Genomic DNA, 20,835 nt, shown 5'->3' on the forward strand with positions numbered 1-20,835 from the left:
CTGAGACGTTTTATATAGATGAATACAACATTCGACAGAGAGCCTATTGATGCGGTGATTACTTGGGTTGACGGAGCAGATCCGCACCATAAAGCCAAGTTGGACGATTACTTGAATAGTATTGGTAGTGTGCGTCCGCAAGCTGCTAACCCTGCAAGATTTAGTAGCGTTGGTGAAATTGAGTATTGCGTTGTGTCACTTTTGCGGTTCGCGCCTTGGATTAGAACAATATTTATTGTTACAGATCAGCAGCAACCTGATTTTATAGCGAAGTTGGATGGAACCCCGTACGAGTCTCGCGTAAAAATTATTGATCATAGCGTTATTTTTTCTGGCTATGAACAATATCTGCCAACGTTTAATAGCATGTCGATTTCTAGCATGTTATGGAGAGTTCCTGATCTTGCTGAGCAATTTTTATTTTTAAATGATGATTTCGCATTAATTCGTCCAGTAGAACCATCTGTTTTTTTTCGAGGGGGGAAAGTTGTTCTGCATGGAGAATGGCGCGCACAAACAGGCAAGCGGTTTGCCAAGAAAATATCACGCTTTTTTAAAATGCTAAGAGGGCAAGAACAGAATAAGGCAGATGCTCGGGTGAGGTTTATTGGTGTGCAGGAAAACGCTGCTCAAATGTTGGGGTACACAGAGAAGGTATTTGAGTTAGAGCATAATCCCCATCCATGGAAAAGATCTTCTTGGAAAACGTATTTTTCTGATCATCCTGCAGCACTGGATAAAAATCTCAGCTTTAGATTGCGCTCTGCAGAGCAGTTTGTGCCCGAAGGGTTTAGCGCACATTACGAAATCAAAATGGGTAATGCGATTGTCGATAAGACAGCTAAAACCTTGCAGCTAAAACCAGCAGATCAAGCTCTTGTTCGGATTAAGGCAAAGTTGGCTCAAGCTGAGCGGGATGACAGCTTTGTATTTGTGTGTATCCAGAGTTTGGAAAATGCGCCAACTCAACAAAAAGAATTAATTCTTAATTGGTTAAATGTTAAAGTGGGTTTGCTTAATGAATTGCTAATAAATAAATTTTACACTAAGTAAATTGCTTAAAAATTGGTTTTTTGCTACAGTGTTTTTGCTGGCGATTATTATTTCAAGGAGATTTATATGAAAAAGTACTTTTTTATTTTTTGCGCGTTATTATCTTCAAGTGTAATGGCTTCTTCATACACTCACTACTCAACATCATCTTATGTTCACCTTAACTTTACAAATGGTAACCCAGGTAGTGGGTTGTGTATTGGCGGAGAAATTTGTGGAAAAAATGACTCGTTAAAAATAATCTATCAGCCAAACCGTTATATAAGTACTGTTGCTGTTGGTGCTCATGACAAAGTGGGTGATAAATTTAAAGCACATTTAATTGTAATCGCTGATGGTGTGGTAGTGGGAGAGCAAGATGTGCTAAAAGATGGCTCGACGCTTTCATTTAGCGTTAATAGAAATGTTTCGGTTTTGGAGTTCAAATCAGTACATGAAAATCATGAGCCGAAAGGTGATGAGACGGTAATTATGGATGTAGTTACTTACTAATTACTTTAACTATTATTATGATCGCCAGCCTTGATTTATAATCAAGGCTTTTTTATTCCATTCTCAGCCCAAAATCTTCCTGTACGTTTCACTTCATTACGAATCGCGTAATTCTTTTTCCAGGTTTCCGGATTATCGTAAGCGCGCGGGTGATCCAGGTGCAAACAATTGACGCTGTAGCGAACTTGTTTTCCTTTCAGGCCGTGGTTGTATAAACGTTCGCCCAATTCGCGATCCAAGCCGCCGTATTGCATATCTTCATTAAAACCATTGCAGGCTTTGATGTCGCTTGTCCATGTGGAACTGTTCATGCCGTTCCAGGTAGCTTTGGTGGGAGTAACGGCATTGAGTAACGCTTTGAGAGTTTTGTTTTTGAGTAGTTTCCATAGTTTATGGCTTGCAGGTTGGCCTGCTTTTTTGAGCCAGTCGATATTGAAAATAATGCCGCTTGCGATATCTGCTTCTGTAATTTTTTCTGATACTGGTGTTGTGAGTTTTACATATCCACCCGATAAAAAATAACCCGGTTGTGCGAGTGACTGATGAATGCTGATGAAGTCGGGTTCGGGGATGCAATCACCATCTGTGAAAATTAAATAATCACAATCGGTTTGCGCGATAGCTTTATTAAGAATTTGGCATTTTTGGAAGCCTTTATCTTCATGCCATACATGCTGGATATTTAATTTACCGCGCGCCTGAAAAAATTCAATCACATCGCGTGTGGGTTGGCCTGAGCCATCGTCGGCGATGATCACAGTAAAATGATTATGACGTTGCGCTTCGTAGCCGAAGAGCACATTTTTGAGCCACTTGGGTTGGTTGTAGGTGGTAATGACTACGCCCATCTTTTGCGGTGTCATAAATAATTCCTGAATGTTTTTTGCTTTAGAGCGTTAATGGGTGTATTCGCCAAACATTTTTTGCTGCAACGCATACCATACTTCGTTTGCTTTGATTCCGCTCATACATTGGGGTGTTGACGAGCTATTTTCCGGTAGCCATTTACAATGACGTTTATGGCAAGGCATGCAATCCAAAGATTTGTCGAGCTGTAAATTCCGGGTGTGTTCGCCAATAAGGCCTACTTTAATGGGCGAGGTTGCCCCGTACAGTGCAATAGTGGGTGTTTCCAATGCGCCAGCGAGATGCGAAAAGCCTGTATCCAAACCCACAACACCTGCAGCTCCCACCAATTTTTCAGCAATCGTGGTAATAGATAAACGTTGATCAGGGCGCGTTGCTTGCGGGCAGAATTCAATGATTTGATCAGCGATAGCACGTTCTTCGGGGCTGCCCCACATGATCTCTACACTGTAACCATCATCGACAGCAATTTTGGTAAGCGCTTGCCATTCGCTGGTAGCCCACAGTTTGGTGATCCAACTGGTACCAATAATAAAAATCAATTTTCGTGGATCTTTTTTCACATGGGTGAAATTTTGGTTGATGCCGAAATTTAATTTTTTTGCTGGTGTGTAACTCAATGCACTACCCAGTAATTGGCGTGTTCGCTCTACCGCGTGTTGGTTTTTATCAACGTTATGGGCACGCTTATAAAACCAATGGGTAATAGGCTCGCGCACTGAATCCTTGTCATAACCATCAATTCCTTTTCCCAGCGCACATTTGGCAATCACAGCACTTTTTAGTAAACCCTGCGCATCAATAATATAGTCGTAGGTTTCTGTACGTAATTCATTTCGCCAGACTTTAAATTCTTGCCAGGATTTTCTATTGCGTTGTTTTACCCAGCGGCGTAAGTGAATCGGAATAACCTTGTGAATGGCGGGGTGCCAATTCACAATTTCTTTAAAGCTGTCCTCTACTACCCAATCAATTTGGGCATCAGGAAAATTCCTTTTAATGTCACTTATCGCAGGAAAGGTATGGAAAATATCGCCCATAGAGGACATTTTAATCAGGAGTATCTTCATGGGCGATATCGTTCAGGCTGTTAAAACAATGAAATGTAAGCGATATGATTACTGGTAATCTTTGTAAGATTTTTCTTCGATCAATTCGGAACCAAAGGCCAGGTTGATATCTTTTTTCACCTTGGCGCGCTTGTCGTTAGTGACATAGACCGCGCGTGCAAGTTGGATAAATTTATCGCTGAAATCTTTGGCGAATTCACAATCGCGAATATCGTCTTCAATAATCCACAATTCCTGATTGATGTCTTTGAGCGCTTGTTTGAGCGGTGCCAATTTGGCTTGGCCAGCGTCATCCAATAATTGTTTAACCTTGGCGTTAAGAATATTCAACTCGTGAGTTACATTTTTGAGTTTGGTTTCATCGCCAATGTTTACGGCTTTGATTTCCAGAATGGTGATCTTGTCGATCAATTCACCAAGGGAAATAGGGGCTTCAATCAGCATGGTTGTGTTCTCTCAGAGGATTTTTTGTGGCGGGGATTCTAACAAATCAAGTTGACGCTGGCGAATGAACAAATCCCTCCAGCTCTGCATTTAATTAAGAAAGGGCAGTCATTCGGCTTCTCCCTTATTAAAAAAGAAGAGGTTGAAAAAGTAAGAAGTTGAGAAGGCGTTCTGGTTTTAGCTCCTCCCCTTTGAAAAAGGGGAGGTTGGGAGGGGATTATTTGTAGTGATAGGCGTAATACACCACCGGAATCACCACCAAAGTCAGCAGGGTGGACACCAGCAGACCAAAAATCAGACTTACCGCAAGCCCACCAAAAATCGGGTCGTCGAGGATAAAAAAGCCGCCCATCATGGCTGCCAGTGCAGTCAGGCCAATGGGCAGGGCGCGCACGGAGGCGGCGCTGATGGTGGCGTCTTCCAGGGATTTACCGCTGCGCACTTCCTGCTGGATAAAGTCCACTAGCAGTATGGAATTGCGCACAATAATGCCGGCCAATGCAATCATGCCGATCATGCTCGGCGCGGTGAATTGCTGCCCAAGCAGGGCGTGGCCGGGCATTATGCCAATTAGCGTGAGCGGAATCGGCGCCATAATAATCAGTGGCACCGAGTAGCTTTTAAACATGCCCACCACCAGCAAATAAATCATCACCAATCCAACCGAATAGGCGATCCCCATATCGCGAAAGGTATCCAGCGTGACTTGCAATTCGCCATCCCACTTCAGGCTCCAGTTGACCGGATTCTCGGGTTGTGAGTTCAAGAATTGATCAACGACTTGCCCATCAATCGGGGTTTCGGCGATGCGTTTATAAATCGCGGCCAAGCCGTAGAGTGGGCTGTCAGTTTCACCCGCTACATCGCCCAGCACATAGACTACGGGCAACAAATCTTTGTGATGAATCGTTTGCTGGCGCTGGCTTTCAATCACCTGCGTCAGTTCCGCGAGTACGATAAGTTTGCCGTTTTGGGCGCGCACTTTTATTGCGAGCACTCGCTCAAGGCTGTCTTTTTCACCGGCGGGCAACTCCAGGCGCAGCGGCAGGGCGATTTTGGCGCTGGCGCTGTGCAGGTAGGCGGCGTCCTCACCGGCCAGGGCGGTGCGAATGGCATTGGCGATGCTGGTTTGATCCACACCCAGCCGCGCAGCGCGGGCGCGATCCACCGCAATTAACCAGCGGGTTTGCGGCGCTTCGATGGAATCGTCCACATCCACCACATCGGGCGTGGCTTCAAACGCGGCGCGCACCTGTTTGGCGACATCGAGCTGGCGGGTGTAGTTCAAGCCGTAAACCTCGGCAACCAGTGGCGATAACACCGGCGGGCCGGGCGGAACCTCCACCACTTTGACATTGGCATTCATCGCCTTGGCCGTTTCCGCCAGCAATTCGCGTGCGGCCAGGGCAATCTCGTGGCTTTTGCGCTGGCGCAGGTGTTTATCCAGCAGGTTGACTTGAATCTCGCCCATGTAGGGCGCGCGGCGCAAATAATTCTGCCGCACCAAGCCATTAAAATTAATCGGCGCGGCGGTGCCGGCGTAGAGTTGGTAGTCGGTAACTTCGGGAATGGTTTCCAGTTTATCCGCGAGTGCCTGCAAGACGGTTTGGGTGTTTTCCAGCGGTGTGCCTTCGGGCATGTCCACCACAATTTGGAATTCACTTTTATTGTCGAAGGGCAGCATTTTTAACATCACCGCTTGCACAACGACCAAACCAATCGACGCTGCAATTAAACCGAGAATGCCGCCCAGCAACCAGAGGCGCGCTTTTTTTCCGGCTTCGCGATTTAACAGCGGCGTCATAATGCGGGTAAAAAACGGCAGGAATTTATTGCCGTGGCTCTGTGTTTCTTCGCTGCTGTGTGCCGCTGCGTGATTCACGTTTGCAAATAAACGGCGATACAACCAAGGCGTAAACATAAAAGCCACGGCGAGGGAAATCAGCATGCCGGTAGAGGCGTTAATCGGAATGGGCAACATATAGGGGCCCATCAAACCGCTCACAAATGCCATAGGCAAAAGTGCAGCAATCACGGTGAAGGTTGCCAAAATAGTGGGGCCGCCCACTTCATCTACCGCGAGTGGAATCGCTTCATTGAGCGATAATTTTCCCTGACTCATATGGCGATGAATATTTTCCACCACGACTATGGCGTCATCCACCAAAATTCCTATGGAAAAAATCAGCGCAAACAGCGATACGCGGTTGAGCGTAAAACCCCACGCCCAGGAAGCAAACAGAGTGATAGCAAGAGTCACAATCACCGCCGCGCCCACCACCACTGCCTCGCGTTTGCCCAAGGCAATCAGCACCAGAATAATGACTGAGAGTGTGGCAAAAATTAATTTTTTAATTAGCGTTTGCGCTTTGTCTTCTGCGGTCGCGCCGTAGTTGCGAGTCACATTCACGTTCAGCGCATCCGGCAGGCTTACGCCGCGCAGTTGCTCAACACGCGCGATGACTTGCTCGGCAACATCTACTGCGTTTTCACCCGGTTTTTTGGCGATGGATAAGGTAATAGCGGGATAACGACCGCTGTTTTTTTCGTTAGCATTATGTTTTCCATCTGCATTGGTCGATGCAGAACCAAAACCGTGGGTGACATATTGTGTGGGTTGATCTGCACTCAAACTGACGCTGGCTACATCGCGTAAAAAGACTGGCGCACCTTGGTAAACGCCTACTACCAAATCAGCTATTTCTTCAGCAGTTGATAAAAAAGTGCCTGCTTGCACCAACATTTCGCGATTGTCGCTCACTAGGGTGCCAGCGGCTTGTGAGCTGTTGGCGGCACCCAGTGCGCGGCGTAAATCATCCAGTGCCAAACCAAAAGCTGCCATGCGTTCAGGGTCAAACAAAACGCGCAGGGCTTTATCGCCACCGCCAATAATCTCTATATCGCGCGTGCCGGGCACGCGTTGTAATTGGGTTTGTAATTCGCGCGCAACACTGAGCAAATCGCTGTTGGTTGTCGCTGCATTTTTGCTCCACAGGGTGAGCGCCACTATAGGTACATCGTCGATGCCTTTGGGTTTAATTAGCGGCTGGCCGACGCCCAAATTTTGTGGCAACCAATCGCTGTTCGCATAAAACGCGTTGTATAAACGCACGATTGCATCGGTGCGCGGTTCACCCACTTTGAAACGTACTGTGAGGCTAGACATGCCGGGCGATGAGGTGGAATAAATATGCTCAACCCCTTCAATTTCAGACACGATTTGTTCAGCAGGGTTAGTCACCAGCGCTTCCACTTCTTCTGGCGTAGCGCCGGGGAAGGGAATAAACACGTTGGCAAAAGTCACATTAATTTGCGGCTCTTCTTCGCGCGGTGTAATCAGCACTGCAAAAATACCGAGCAGTAATCCGGTAAGCGCTAACAGCGGTGTAATTTCCGTGGTTAAAAACGCGCGGGCGATACGGCCGGAAATACCCAAGTTTGAATGATGGGATGAATCTTGCGGAGCGCTCATGGTTTATTGCTCCCCGCTGTGGATTTTTTTATAGGCATTGGCTGCCGCGATAGGATCGAGCGCGATGGTTTCACCCGCTGTGAGCCCCGCTAGTACCGGGTAGTGTTTAGCGCTATTGAGCGAGCCGAGATTGACTTGGCGAAATTCCAGCGCATTGTCTTTGATCACATAGACACCGCTAACTTCACCGCGCTGGCTAATGCTGCTGGCGGGAATTAATAATTGCTCCTGCTCGCCGGTGACAAAAGCGATTTTTACAAAAGTGCCGGGGAATAAATCGTGATTGCCCTCAGGCAAATTCACCAGCACACTAAACGAATGGGTTTGCGGGTCGGCGCTGGGTGGAATACGCAGCTCGCTGCTGTTCAAAACTTCGCCACTGCTTAAATAAATTTGTGCTTGTTTGTATTTACGCACTGGGCCTATGTGTTGCTGCGGAATATTCACTTGCGCGCGCAATTGCTCCAGCGACAAACCAGTCATCAGCGGTTTTCCCGGTGTCACGGTTTCACCCACATTGACTGCGCGGCTTACCACAATGCCGGAGTAGGGCGCATAAATACTTGTGTAAGCAAGGTTTTGTTCGGCCTCGCGCAACGCAGCTTCAGCGGCTTTAAACGCGGCTTGGCTTTTATCAAAATCCGCTTGCGCAATTAATTTTTTGCTGAGCATTTCCTGCATGCGCGTGAACTGTGCTTGAGCTTCATTAAATTGCGCTTGGGCACTGGCGGCGCGCGCTTTTTGTTCGGTATCGGTAAAGCGAATAATTAAATCGCCCTTGGCCACAAAATCGCCCACATCCACGGGGATTTCCACAATGCGGCCAGAGGTTTGCGCCGAGACGGTGGCTTGGTTAATCGCTTCAATCACGCCGTCGTATTTCACCGTTTGCGGGCTGATTTGTGCTTGCAGCGTGAGTCTTTCCAGCTCGGGAATATTTGTTGCCGCTGCAGGCACAGGGGATTCTTTGCTGCAGGCGGATAACAACATCACTGCGGCTATCATTGCCAAAAATTTACTGTTCATTGCTATTCCTTATTGATGGCGTTGTTTAATTTTTACCGCAAGCGCGATTTGCTGGTACGGCTATGTCCATGAGTTTTGGATTGGGCAATTTCAGGTTGTTCATTAGCTCTACGTAAGCCGCGACATCTTTTACTTGCAAACGCGGGTTATAGTTTTTTTCTTCGCCAAGGGTACTGCGCGTCCAGCCTTTGTAATCGTGGCCGGGATAAACCCAGGTGGTTGCAGGCAAGGTTAATAATTTGCCAAAAATACTGTCGTATTGATCGCGCGCATTACCGTTTTGGAAATCGGTGCGGCCGGTGCCGCGAATTAATAAAGTATCGCCAGTAAATAAATACTGCTCGTCGCCATCAATTAAATGATAAGTATAGGAGTCATCGGTGTGACCGGGGGTGTGAATCGCAGTGAGCGTTAATTCGCCTACCTGAATTTTTTCACCATCGCGCAATGCGTGGGAAACACAAGCGGAATTAGCTTCTTCGCCCAAAAGCGTGGTGCAGTCGGTTAAATCGCGCAGCGCACCGGCGGCGGTAATGTGGTCGGCGTGGGTGTGCGTATCCAGCGCATAGACCAGCGTTAAATCCAACTCTTGCAGCAATTGCAGGTATTTGGGCAGCTCGTCTTTTACCGTATCAATCAACGCCGCTTTGCGGGTTTTTTCGCAGGCGATGAGATAGGTGTAAGTGCTGGATTCGCGCTCAAAGAGTTGACGGAAAATCATAAGTACCTCGCATTTTTTACCCCCTCCCGGCCTCCCCCTTGAAAAGGGGGAGGAGTTGACCTTCTCCCTCTATGAGGGGAGGAGCTTTTAATTCCCCCCCCCCTGCCAAGGGGGAGGTTAGGAGGGGGTAAGTGCTGTTGAAAAAAACATTGCTCCTGCTGCGATTAACAAACCAATCGCAAATAATTTTTGTAACCACACGTTGGCAATTTTGTGGCTGACGGCTTGGCCGATCATCATGCCCACCAAACCGCCAGCAGCGACCAGCAATAACCAATCCCAGTGTTGGTTTTCACTCAGCGCCACATGGCTAATAAAACCCGAGCTGCTAATCAGCGCGATAATAAACAGCGATGTGCTCACCGCCTGCGCCATGCTCACCGCGCTTAAGGCCAACAGCAGCGGCACAATTAAAAAACCGCCGCCTACACCAAACAAACCCGATAACAGCCCAACCACTAAACCGCCAATTAATAAACCTGTTACGCAGCGCGGGCGCAGTTCAAATTGGCCGGTGGGATTCAAATTGCATAAATGATCGGGGCTGGGTGTTGCAGCAAAATTACCGGCGCGCACTACACTCGCAGCCTGCGGATTGTTACGTGCGCTCATCCACATGCGCAGGGCGATAATGGCGGCGAGCAGACTAAAACCACTGACTAACCATAGCTCATCCAGCTGCATACCCAACCATTTACCCAGTGGTGCGGTAAGCGCGCCGCTCAAGGCCAGAATCAAACCCGGCTTCCACAAGAGCGGCACTTGTTTGCGCGAGACACTATTGCGCAAGCTGGCGTAAATGGTGGTGGCGGCAACTGCACCCAAGGAGATGCCTGTAGCATCTGCCATAGACATACCGCCGAGTAGTAATAACAACGGCACCGCAAACACCGAGCCGCCAGCGCCGGTCAGGCCAAGGATTAACCCAATAAATAAACCAATCAGCAGCAACACGTTTTATTCCTCAGGTGAGGTGATCAACAGCTCGCGCTATTTGTTCCAAGGTTGCTATTTATTCCAGGGTGCCTTGGCAATCAGCATACCCATGGGGCAAATGTCGGTGACACCGGCAAAAACCAGTCCTGCGCCCACAAAGGCGGATAAACCGTAAAACGCCGGGTTAAACCAGGTGCCTAATACCGCGCCGGTAATCACCAACAAACCGGCGACAATGCGCACCTGACGTTCCAGCGGAATTACTTTTTTGCCAGTGGCCGCAAGCGGAATGTTGGATTGTTTAACTGCGTTCATGCCGCCTTCAATGACTACTAGCTCGGCATTAACTTGGCCTTTAAGTTGATCGGCCGCCATTTCGGCGCGCTTGCCGCCTTGGCAGAGCAAATACACCGCACTGCCATTTTTGCCGCTCTTGGCGATTTCTTCCTGCAAGCGCGCAGGGGTTAATTCATGCAGCGGGATGTGCAAACAATCGGGCAGGCCAGCAGCTTTTACTTCGGCAGCGGTACGCACATCCAGAATGCACATGTCGGCACTCTTGTTGGCCATTAAATCAACGGGGTGGATACGTTTGTGGCTCATGGTGTTACCTCGTAAATTGAAATCAGGAAATGCTCTGGAAACTCAGGCCTGTCCTAGCTCGGTGGACAGTAAATGGATTGCAGTACGGCGATAATTTTTTGCGCTTCATCGCCCTGCAATGTGTAGTAGACCGTCTGCGCTTCTTTGCGCGTGGCGACTAATCCGGCTTCGCGCAAGCTGGCCAAATGCTGCGACAGGGCAGATTGGCTCAGCGGTACCTTTTCATTTAATTCCCCTACGGACATCTCGCCGCCCATCAGGGTACAGAGAATCATCAAGCGGTTTTCGTTCGCCAATGCCTTGAGCAGTGCGGCGGCATCCTGTGCATGTTGTTGCATGTCATCCAGACCGGCGTCTTTAGGGGCGGCCATATTCATTTTGCAATCTACCTTTTGTGGGTTTGATTTCATTATATTAGATAAATATAAATTAGCAACTTCTAAATTAGTGATCTATTATGTAACTCAAGGGGCTCAGATTCCCGCAGTTGCCCCAAGGCCGTGAATATTGTCGCAATCTATTTTGCCAAAGAGGTGTGCTATGGCTCATGTCGTATTTGTTGGAGCAGGTTTGGGGGGAATGGCGGGTGCGTATGAAATGCACGATGCCCTGGGTAAACATCACCAAGTCACCGTGGTCAATGAACGGGAAGACTTTCAGTTTGTCCCTTCAAACCCCTGGTTGGCGGTGGGTTGGCGCGAAGCGGAACAGATCAGCTTTCCGATTCGCCCTTATCTGGAAAAGAAAAACATCGCCTTTATCGCCCAGCGGGTGGATGAAATTAACCCAGTCGATAAATACCTCACCCTGAATGATGGTAAACGAGTGGATTACGACTATCTCGTTATCGCCACCGGCCCCAAGCTAGCCTTCGATGAAGTTCCCGGTGCTGGCCCTCATGGCGGTTTTACCCAGTCGGTTTGCACCTTGCCCCACGCCGAACATTCTTATGAAGACTATAAAAAGCTGGTTGATAACCCCGGCCCGGTGATTATTGGTGCTATGCCCGGTGCCAGTTGCTTTGGTCCCGCCTATGAATACGCGTTTATTTTGGATACCGCCCTCAGCCGCGCGGGAGTGCGCCACCGCGTACCCATCACCTTTGTGACCAGCGAGCCTTACATCGGCCATTTGGGCTTGGGCGGCGTGGGCGACTCCAAAGGCATGATGGAATCTGAACTGCGCAAACGTTCCATCAATTGGATTACCAACGCCAAAACCACACGCATCGAAGCAGGAAAAATGTTTGTCGATGAAGTGGATGCACAAGGGCAGGTGATCAAACAGCACGAATTACCCTTTGTGCATTCGATGATGTTGCCCGCCTTTAAAGGTGTAGATGCAGTCGCGAAAGTGGAGGGTTTATGCAATCCGCGCGGATTTGTATTAATCGATAAACATCAGCGCAGCACCAAATACCCCAGCATTTTTTCGGCCGGTGTATGCGTTGCCATTCCGCCGGTTGAACAAACGCCGGTGCCGACCGGCGCACCAAAAACCGGTTATATGATCGAATCCATGATGACCGCTCTGGTGCACAACATTGCGGCGGAATTAAAGGGTGAAGTTGCCGATTTTGAAGGTAGCTGGAGCGCATTTTGTCTTGCAGATATGGGTGATACCGGCGCAGCATTTATCGCCGTACCGCAAATGCCGCCGCGCAATATCATGTGGTACAAGCAGGGTAAGTGGGCGCATCTTGGAAAAATCGCATTTGAAAAATATTTCATCGCCAAAATGAAAACCGGTGTGTCTGAGCCGTTTTATGAGAAGTGGTTGTTGGATGCCATTGGTTTGCGCCGGCTCGATAAAAAAATGCATCACTTTCATTAGCTGTACACCGCGGCGCGACAGTTTGTCGCGCTGCTGTTTTATTTCAAATTGATATATATCAATTCGCGGACTTTTCTCTTGTAGCAATCTAGGCTTGATGGTGCTGTAGCAGCACGGAGATGGAGCCAAATGTTGAAACGCTTACGAGAACAATTGCCGGAAGATTCGCTGTTTCGCAAACCGCTGGTATTTGAAATATCCCTGGTATTGGTTATCAAACTGGTACTCATTACGGTGTTATGGCATGTCGCCTTTAAACCGCTAAAACCCGCTGTTACTCCTGATATTCACCTCAAAATGGGCTTACCTGCCTCCCAAATAGACTTGCCTGCCAACCCGCCAAAGGACGTCACACTATGAACGAACTTGCTGTGGATTTATCGCGCCTGCAATTTGCACTCACGGCGATGTACCACTTTATTTTTGTACCACTCACGTTGGGTTTGAGTTTTATTCTCGCGATTATGGAATCCGTGTATGTCATGACCGGAAAAACCATTTACAAGGATATGACCAAATTCTGGGGGAAGTTATTCGGTATTAATTTCGCATTGGGCGTTACCACCGGTTTAACCATGGAATTCCAGTTTGGTACCAACTGGTCTTATTACTCTCATTATGTTGGCGATATTTTTGGTGCGCCGCTCGCGATTGAAGGCCTGATGGCATTTTTCCTTGAATCCACTTTTGTGGGCTTATTTTTCTTTGGTTGGGATCGGTTGACCAAAGTGCAACATTTGGCGGTGACCTGGTTGGTAGCGCTCGGTAGTAATTTATCTGCGTTGTGGATTTTGATCGCCAATGGTTGGATGCAAAACCCGGTCGGTTCTGAATTTAATTACGAAACCATGCGCATGGAAGTCACCAATTTTGCCGAGGTAATTTTTAACCCGGTGGCACAAGTGAAATTTGTTCACACAGTATCGGCCGGTTATGTGACGGGTGCGATTTTTGTGTTGGCGATTTCTTCTTATTACTTACTTAAAAAACAAGATGTAGGGTTTGCCAAACGCTCCTTTGCAATCGCCTCGGCATTTGGTTTGGCATCGGTTATTTCTGTGATTATTCTCGGTGACGAAAGCGGTTATGAAGTGGGTGATGTGCAAAAAATGAAACTCGCTACTATTGAAGCTGAGTGGAAAACCCATCCCGCACCCGCTGCGTTTACCGTCGTAGGATTTCCTGATCAGGAAAAAGAAGAGACAACAAACGCAGTAAAAATTCCTTATGTGCTCGGGTTAATTGCAACGCGTTCCATTTCCGAACCCGTTTACGGCATTCAGGATTTACGTGAACATGCGCGTGAACGTATCGTCAACGGTATGCAGGCCTATGCGCTGCTCACCAAATTAAAAAGCGGGGAAGATACACCGGAAAATCGCGCTGCATTTGAACAAGTCAAAAATGATTTGGGTTACGGCCTGTTGCTCAAGCGCTACACCAATAAAGTAGTTGATGCGACGCCTGCGCAAATCGATCAGGCCGCGCGCGACACAGTACCCAAAGTCGCACCTATGTTCTGGGCATTTCGCATCATGGTTGCCTGTGGTTTTGCGATGCTGTTGATTTTTGCTTATGCCTTTTGGTTGAGCACCAAACACCAACAAGAAAAACCGCGCTGGTTTTTAAAGCTCGCGCTTTTCTCATTACCACTGCCTTGGATTGCCTGCGAGACCGGTTGGTTTGTCGCGGAATATGGCCGTCAACCCTGGGCAATTGCGGAAATTTTGCCAACGCGCTTGGCCGCGTCCTCGCTGACAACAGATCAAGTATGGACATCGCTGATTGGCATTATTGTGTTCTACACAATTCTGTTGATTCTTGAAATGTATTTAATGATTCGTTTCTCCAGACAAGGGCCAAGCTCCTTGCACACCGGCCGTTATGATCTGGAAAACACTGCAAAAACCGAGGTGGCATAAATGGATTACGAAACATTACGGGTGATTTGGTGGGTACTCATCGGTGTGTTACTGATTGGTTTTGCAGTGACTGACGGGTTTGATTTGGGGGTAGGTGCGTTGCTGCGCATTATCGGCAAAACCGATGACGAACGGCGCGTGATGATCAACACCATTGGGCCTCACTGGGACGGTAATCAGGTGTGGTTTATTACGGCGGGCGGCGCGCTCTTTGCGGCTTGGCCGCTGATTTACGCCGCGTCATTTTCCGGATTTTATTTTGCGATGTTAATCGTGCTCGCCGCACTCTGGTTGCGCCCGGTTGGATTTGATTATCGCAGCAAGTTGGAAAATCCGCGCTGGCGCAATGCCTGGGACTGGGCATTGTTTGTCGGTGGATTAGTTCCCTCACTGTTATTCGGCGTCGCCTTTGGCAATTTATTTTTGGGTGTGCCTTTTTCTTACGACGAAATGTTACGGCCGAGTTATGACGGCGGCTTGTTTGGTTTGTTGCGCCCCTTTGCACTGCTCGCCGGATTGGTGAGTGTAAGCATGTTGCTGATGCACGGCGCAAGCTGGCTGCAATTAAAGACCGACGGTTTTATTCGTGCGCGTGCCCAGCGTGTGGGTGTGGTGTTGGGTGTGGCAACAGCGGTGTTGTTTGGTTTGGCAGGAATTTGGGTGGCGCAATTAAATGGCTATCAATTGCTGGGCAGTATCGACACCAACGGGCCTTCCAACCCGCTTAATAAATCTGTTGAGTTGGTCGCCGGTGGCTGGGTGAAAAATTACAGCCTCTATAGCTGGATGCTCGCTGCACCTGCGCTGGGTTTGTTGGGGGCGTTGGCGTGTGCCTGGTTCAGCGCAAAGGCAAGGGCAGGTTGGGCATTTGTGTCATCGAGTCTGGCGATTGCCGGTGTGATTCTCACAGCAGGATTTTCGATGTTCCCTTTCCTGATGCCGAGCAATGTGCAAATTAATTCATCGCTAACGTTATGGGATGCAACCTCCAGCCACACTACATTGATGATCATGTTTGTCGTGGCGTGCATATTTGTCCCGCTGATTTTGGCTTACACCCTTTGGGGTTACTGGGTGATGCGTGGCCGCTTGAATGAAAAAGCCATTGTCGCTAACAGCCATCAACTGTATTGATCCCGATTATTTATTGATCCCGGCTATTTTTATTGAGGAGAACAATGATGTGGTATTTCACCTGGATTCTCGGCGTATTGCTCGCTTGTTCGTTCGGCATCATCAATGCCATGTGGTTGGAAAACACCATGAGTGATGCCCAAGCGGTCGATGATTCTGCCGCTAGTGACAACGCTGCTAATGAGTAAACCTGCGATGGGCAATTCTCCTTCAGCGCAAAAAAACAAACCGGCAACCGAGCCGGTGGAAAAGCCCGCGCCTCTGGATGGAGGGCGGGTGTTGGTATTTTGCCTCTCGCTAATGGTGATGGTACTCATCACCGCTTGGCCGCATTTTTTGGGCAGCACGCCCGACACCATGGATCACAACGCTGCAATGGTGCTCATGTTCGGCATGAGCTGCGGTTTTGTGTACGGCATAGGCTTTACTCCTAAACTGCGCATATGGCGTTGGCTGTTTTCCGGTTGGAGTGCGGTTGTCTTTATGTGCGCCGGTGTGGCGATGGTAGTGACCTAGTGTTCCACACGCGTGTTTCTGAGTGGCCAGGGGCTGGGCAATCAGTCAGTGACAAATTTGAGGGTAATAAAGGGTAAACCACTGATCTGTAAATTGAATTGGCGCGTAAAGCGTTTTTCAATTCATACAAAGGTGGCTGTAATGGAAGGTACTTACAACTGGATGCTGGTTTTTGCGTCTTATTGCGTTGCGGTGATTGCCTCCTACACGGCTATTTACTTCGGCACCCGCGTATTCTCGTTAAGCGGTCGGTCGCGCCGATTTTGGCTGGCGGCGGGTGCATTGAGTCTGGGGAGTGGTATCTGGTCGATGCACTTTGTAGGGATGAGCGCCTACACCATGCCTGTGCATATGCACATGAGCTTCAATGCCAGCCTGACATTGCTTTCCTGGATTCCTGCCGTCTTTGCATCAGCCTTGGCGCTGTATGTCATCACCTTGCCAACCGTTTCTGTCAAAACGATTTCTGCCAGCGCATTCATTATGGGCGCTGGTATTTTTGCAATGCACTACGGTGGCATGTACGCGATGCAGATGCATCCGGGTATTGAGTACGACACTCTTTTAGTCATTTTGTCGGGCGTTATTGCGGTAGTGGCATCGGGTGCGGCCTTGGTGATTTGTCGCAATGTGCGCGATGTGCCGCCGCAATATGCGCTGGCGATCAAAGTGGCAGCGGCTTTGGTGATGGGCGCGGCGATTTGCGGTATGCACTACACCGGAATGGCAGCTGCCAACTACCCCATGGATGCGCAGAGTAACCCTGACAATTTATTGCGCGGCGATTGGATGGGTATTCCCACCGCTGTTGCAGCAAGTATTCTGCTGTTGCTGGCACTTTATTCTGCGTATACCGATTTTCGCGCAATAGAGCGGGCACGCCAGGCTGAAAAAGAGCGCAATGAATCGGCGCGCCAAGCGGCGTTTTATGATTCGTTAACCGGGCTTGCCAACCGCAGTCTATTAGAGGCGCGCGTATTGGAAAAACTCACCGTGACCGATACCAATAAAGTGCCGCCTGCATTTATGCTCGCGTATTTTGAACTGGCGGATTACCGCGAAATTTTGCAGGAACAGGGCGATGTTTATGCACAAGCCTTGATCAATTATTTTATTGCCGAGCTGCGCGAAAAAACACCTACCGCAGAAGTGATAGCACGCTACAGTGCCAACAGTTTTATGCTGCTCATTCCATCTTGCGATTCATCGATATTGCAAAAGTTGGTGCAGAAAATGACCGATGCGTTTAAAAGTCCAGCGGCAATCAGCGGTAAGCAGACACTGTGCAAATGGGGCTTCGGTTTCAGTGAATATCCTAAATCGGGCACCAATAGCCGCAATCTCATCCGGGCAGCACAGCGCATTCGTTTTGTCTCTGTAGATGAAAGCAAGCAACCCGAATTGCAGTTGGTCTAACGCGCGAATTTTTGCTTGCTTGATTCGGGTTCGAGTTTTTCATACCAACGTCCCACATGCCACTTTTACAGAGTGGCACTGAGGGAAAATGGCTTTTAAAAAGGTTAAAGACGAGAAAAAAATCGCATTTTTTTGCCGCAAGTGTTTCTTATAAACCCAAAATATCTATTGGGTTCACATTTGTAATGCTCACTTCACATTGATCTGCTAGTGGGACGACACTGTTGTCCCATCGCCGTAATATTTTCTCCCGACCACTGCACAAATGCCGTTGCACTGCTTGATACAGGGCCAATCGGTGTTTGTGTGTCGCAACAGCAGTGAAGCTGGCTCTAATTCAAATGGATGCAGAGTTATCAAACCGTTGCTCCCGTCTCGCTGTCCGCAGGGCAACCTCTCAATAATAAATTTAACGCAGAGGCACATCACATGCGAATACTACCGCTCAATTCCAGAGCTACTTGGTCTAGAGCAGTTTGGTTATTTGCCGCATTAACCAGCCTGGGTTTATGTGTGCAAACAACAAACGCGCAAACGATCAATATTAATCCGGTCAGTGCGACCGGCAGCACCAACTTGCAGCCCGCCAATTTGGCGATCGATAACAACGGCAGTACCCGTTGGGAGTCCAATCACGGTGTTTCACCCAGCTCGCTCACGCTCGATTTAGGCCAGGCTTACGCGCTTAACCAAGTAGTGATTTTGTGGGAGGCAGCCAATGCTGCGAGCTACGAAATTTTGGGCTCCAATAATAATTCCACCTGGACGCAACTCAGTCTGCGCACCGGCGGCACCTTTGGCAACCGCACCGACACAGTGCCGCTTGCCGGAACCTACCGCTACGTGCGCATGAATGCATTAACCCGCAGTGCCGGTAATAATTGGGGATACTCCATTTTTGAAATGGATGTGTTTGGTTCGCTGCCTGCGTCTTCATCCAGCTCGGCAGCAGGCAACTGCAATTCCGGTTGTGTTAGCACGCTCAATAGCAGCACTTTGCGCGCAACGGTTACGCAAGCGGATATCGTGGATATTCACTATCGCGTCAACAACGGCGCGCAACAAAATGTGCGCATGAATCTGGCGAATGGCGTATGGACTTACGATATTCCCGGCCTGAATGCGAGCAGTGTGGTGAGCATCAACTTCACCATTATCCGCAATGGTGTAGGGCAGGATACGCCTTGGCAAAATTACACTCTGGGTACGCCTGCATCGAGTGTTGCTCCATCCAGTTCATCGCGCAGTTCGGTTGCGCCATCGAGCACGCCGCCTTCAAGTTCATCGCGCAGCTCAACGCCCGTTACACCGTCCAGCTCGTCTGTCGCGAGCCTTGGCAACATTGTGCCTTTATACAACTCATCGACAGTATTGGAAGGTGCGATCCAGTTTGACCGTGGCGACGCCTTGGTAACACGCATTGCTGACCGTGGCCGCGACCGCCATGCGAAGGAAGACCAGTTCCAGGCTTACGATCACTTCCTGAGTTTTTATTGGGAGCATCGCACCGCGGAAATTGAAATTGTGGATTACGTAGCCAAAGGTGGTAGCACCGTGCGCATGAACGTAAAAACCCAATTCAAATTGAACGATACCGAAGCGGAAAACCGCTGGTTCTATCGCGGTGTGGGCACAGTGGCGGAGTATTACGATAACGGCACCATGAACGTGATCGATGACTACAACTACTATAAAGAGCGCAGTTATAACGCGCGCGAAGGTCGCAACATCCGTATTGGCGACAAGCTTGAGTTTGAAATGAGCCAGTTCCTTGATCACACCGTACCTCACGGCCGTTCGGCCTATTACGGTACTACCTACTTATATATCGTCGGTGAAGGTTTGGTGCCTTGGGATATCACAGGCTCATTCGGCACCTTGGGTGGCCGCAAAGATTCGGTGAAAATTCCAGAGAAAGCCTGGCTGGGCGGTAAAACCACATTGCCATACATGCATTCCAACGAGCCGGATAATCACTTCATCCAAATGGCGACCAACCTTGCATCGCAAAATGGCCAGCCATTCGTGTTAGGCCGCCGCGTACACCATGCGTCATTTATCGATGGCTCGCACGATGAACATGTTGCCGATAACGGCACTTTCCCTGATACCGTCAGCAAGGCTGGCCCACGCTATGTGCATGATCGCTGCTCTGGTTGCCACGTGCGCAACGGCCGTGCTGCGCCTGCGCCAATCGGTCAACCTTTGGAAAAATGGGTATTCAAAGTGGCTGATGCCAACGGCAATCCGCATCCGAATCTTGGCCGCTCGTTGCAACCCAAGGCGACAGGTGGTGCAGCTGGTGAAGGGCAGGTGTCTATCGCCTTTTGGAGCGAATCCAACGGTTTGCGCAAGCCGAGCTATCAGTTCAGCGGTGTAGCACCCGCACGCTTCTCTGCACGCGTTGCCCCGCAGTTGGTGGGTATGGGCTTGTTGGAAGCGATCCCTGAAGCAGCGATTCTTGCCAAAGAAGACATCAACGATGCTAACGGTGACGGCATCTCTGGCCGCGCTAACCGCATCGCCGATCCTGCGACTGGCCAAACCCGTCTCGGCCGTTTTGGCTACAAAGCAGGAACCGTGAGTGTGAAGCATCAGGTCGCTGCTGCGTTCAATTCCGATATGGGTGTAATGACCAGCTTGTTGCCAAACCCCGATTGCGGATCAGCGCAAACCGGTTGTGGCGCGAGTGGTTCTGAAATATCAGATACCCATGTGAACAATTTGGTGAAATACATTTCTACCCTCGGTGTTCGTCCACAGCGCAACATTAACGATGCGGCCGTGCAGCGCGGTGAAACCCAATTTGCGACCATCGGTTGCGTGGCGTGCCACACACCAAACTACACTACCAGCCAATACCACCCATTGGGTGAATTGCGCGGCCAAAGTATCAAGCCGTATACCGATATGCTTTTGCACGATATGGGGCCGGACATGGCTGACAATTTAGGTGAAGGTCAGGCGAGCGGTGCTGAATGGCGTACCGCGCCACTGTGGGGCTTGGGCTTGTCTGCCTGTGTGACCGGCGGCGTTACAAATGCAGCGCAAGGCGCACAAGTGTGTACTCCGGTTCACAGCTACCTGCACGATGGCCGCGCACGCACCATCGAAGAAGCGATCCTGTGGCATGGTGGTGAAGGTCAGGCATCTAAAAATGCTTACCAGGCATTGTCGTCATCACAAAAACAAGATGTGTTGCGTTTCCTTGAATCGCTGTAATAAAAAAGATCGCTGTAATAAAAAAGATCGCTTTAATAAAAAACGATCGCTTTAATCATTATCTCTCTGGCAACTAGCCCAACTAGTTGACGGGTGTTCTCCTTGCCC

The 20,835-nt window shown here is 49.2% G+C and carries 19 protein-coding genes; 10 read left to right on the forward strand and 9 right to left on the reverse strand.

The features are described 5' to 3' along the window. The first annotated feature begins 18 nt into the window (after positions 1–18). Positions 19–1,053, forward strand: coding sequence for a Stealth CR1 domain-containing protein (locus B2739_RS14295; RefSeq protein ID WP_331346523.1), 1,035 nt, complete (start codon positions 19–21; stop codon positions 1,051–1,053). A 66-nt stretch (positions 1,054–1,119) separates the two neighbouring features. After that, a complete protein-coding gene (locus B2739_RS14300; RefSeq protein ID WP_331346524.1) occupies positions 1,120–1,545 on the forward strand; it encodes a hypothetical protein in 426 nt (141 codons plus the stop codon). Between the two features lie 41 nt (positions 1,546–1,586). On the opposite strand, the gene B2739_RS14305 is transcribed toward B2739_RS14300, so the two are convergent. The 9 genes from B2739_RS14305 to B2739_RS14345 all read right to left on the reverse strand — a co-directional run bounded on the left by B2739_RS14305 (position 1,587) and on the right by B2739_RS14345 (position 11,055). Then, positions 1,587–2,408, reverse strand: coding sequence for a glycosyltransferase family 2 protein (locus tag B2739_RS14305; protein ID WP_331346525.1), 822 nt, complete (start codon positions 2,406–2,408; stop codon positions 1,587–1,589). Positions 2,409–2,441: 33 nt separating this feature from the next. Then, a complete protein-coding gene (gene waaC / locus B2739_RS14310; RefSeq protein ID WP_331346526.1) occupies positions 2,442–3,482 on the reverse strand; it encodes a lipopolysaccharide heptosyltransferase I in 1,041 nt (346 codons plus the stop codon). Positions 3,483–3,530: 48 nt separating this feature from the next. Beyond that, positions 3,531–3,926: a DUF6165 family protein gene (locus B2739_RS14315; protein ID WP_331346527.1), complete on the reverse strand. Its 396-nt coding sequence runs from the start codon at positions 3,924–3,926 to the stop codon at positions 3,531–3,533. A 217-nt stretch (positions 3,927–4,143) separates the two neighbouring features. Then, the gene (locus tag B2739_RS14320) at positions 4,144–7,398 is read right to left on the reverse strand and encodes an efflux RND transporter permease subunit (protein WP_331346528.1); all 3,255 of its coding nucleotides are present in this window, start codon (positions 7,396–7,398) and stop codon (positions 4,144–4,146) included. 3 nt (positions 7,399–7,401) lie between these two features. After that, complete coding sequence (locus B2739_RS14325; protein WP_331346529.1) at positions 7,402–8,424, reverse strand: efflux RND transporter periplasmic adaptor subunit; 1,023 nt, start codon at positions 8,422–8,424, stop codon at positions 7,402–7,404. A 25-nt stretch (positions 8,425–8,449) separates the two neighbouring features. Then, a complete protein-coding gene (locus tag B2739_RS14330; protein WP_331346530.1) occupies positions 8,450–9,145 on the reverse strand; it encodes an MBL fold metallo-hydrolase in 696 nt (231 codons plus the stop codon). Between the two features lie 117 nt (positions 9,146–9,262). Beyond that, positions 9,263–10,099, reverse strand: coding sequence for a sulfite exporter TauE/SafE family protein (locus B2739_RS14335; protein WP_331346531.1), 837 nt, complete (start codon positions 10,097–10,099; stop codon positions 9,263–9,265). A gap of 54 nt (positions 10,100–10,153) precedes the next feature. Continuing rightward, positions 10,154–10,684 (reverse strand): rhodanese-like domain-containing protein, encoded by a 531-nt coding sequence (locus B2739_RS14340; RefSeq protein ID WP_331346532.1) that lies wholly within the window; start codon positions 10,682–10,684, stop codon positions 10,154–10,156. Positions 10,685–10,737: 53 nt separating this feature from the next. After that, positions 10,738–11,055, reverse strand: a complete 318-nt coding sequence (locus B2739_RS14345; RefSeq protein ID WP_331346700.1) for a metalloregulator ArsR/SmtB family transcription factor — start codon at positions 11,053–11,055, stop codon at positions 10,738–10,740. Positions 11,056–11,224: 169 nt separating this feature from the next. On the opposite strand from B2739_RS14345, the gene B2739_RS14350 reads away from it, so the two are divergent. The 8 genes from B2739_RS14350 to B2739_RS14385 all read left to right on the forward strand — a co-directional run bounded on the left by B2739_RS14350 (position 11,225) and on the right by B2739_RS14385 (position 20,727). Continuing rightward, positions 11,225–12,517, forward strand: coding sequence for an NAD(P)/FAD-dependent oxidoreductase (locus B2739_RS14350; protein ID WP_331346533.1), 1,293 nt, complete (start codon positions 11,225–11,227; stop codon positions 12,515–12,517). Between the two features lie 129 nt (positions 12,518–12,646). Next, complete coding sequence (gene cydP, locus B2739_RS14355; RefSeq protein WP_094985540.1) at positions 12,647–12,877, forward strand: cytochrome oxidase putative small subunit CydP; 231 nt, start codon at positions 12,647–12,649, stop codon at positions 12,875–12,877. Continuing rightward, positions 12,874–14,439 (forward strand): cytochrome ubiquinol oxidase subunit I, encoded by a 1,566-nt coding sequence (locus B2739_RS14360; RefSeq protein WP_331346534.1) that lies wholly within the window; start codon positions 12,874–12,876, stop codon positions 14,437–14,439. Before cydP ends, B2739_RS14360 begins: the two co-directional genes overlap by 4 nt. Next, complete coding sequence (gene cydB, locus B2739_RS14365; protein WP_331346535.1) at positions 14,440–15,573, forward strand: cytochrome d ubiquinol oxidase subunit II; 1,134 nt, start codon at positions 14,440–14,442, stop codon at positions 15,571–15,573. 44 nt (positions 15,574–15,617) lie between these two features. Further along, entirely contained in the window at positions 15,618–15,761 is a 144-nt protein-coding gene (gene cydX, locus B2739_RS14370; protein ID WP_414633230.1) for a cytochrome bd-I oxidase subunit CydX, read from the forward strand. Next, positions 15,754–16,089, forward strand: coding sequence for a cyd operon YbgE family protein (locus B2739_RS14375; RefSeq protein ID WP_331346536.1), 336 nt, complete (start codon positions 15,754–15,756; stop codon positions 16,087–16,089). Before cydX ends, B2739_RS14375 begins: the two co-directional genes overlap by 8 nt. A gap of 141 nt (positions 16,090–16,230) precedes the next feature. Beyond that, positions 16,231–17,505 (forward strand): sensor domain-containing diguanylate cyclase, encoded by a 1,275-nt coding sequence (locus tag B2739_RS14380; RefSeq protein ID WP_331346537.1) that lies wholly within the window; start codon positions 16,231–16,233, stop codon positions 17,503–17,505. A 513-nt stretch (positions 17,506–18,018) separates the two neighbouring features. Further along, positions 18,019–20,727: a di-heme oxidoredictase family protein gene (locus tag B2739_RS14385; RefSeq protein WP_331346538.1), complete on the forward strand. Its 2,709-nt coding sequence runs from the start codon at positions 18,019–18,021 to the stop codon at positions 20,725–20,727. Positions 20,728–20,835: the final 108 nt, after the last annotated feature.

This window comes from Cellvibrio sp. UBA7661, assembly GCA_002483365.1.
Classification (GTDB): domain Bacteria; phylum Pseudomonadota; class Gammaproteobacteria; order Pseudomonadales; family Cellvibrionaceae; genus Cellvibrio.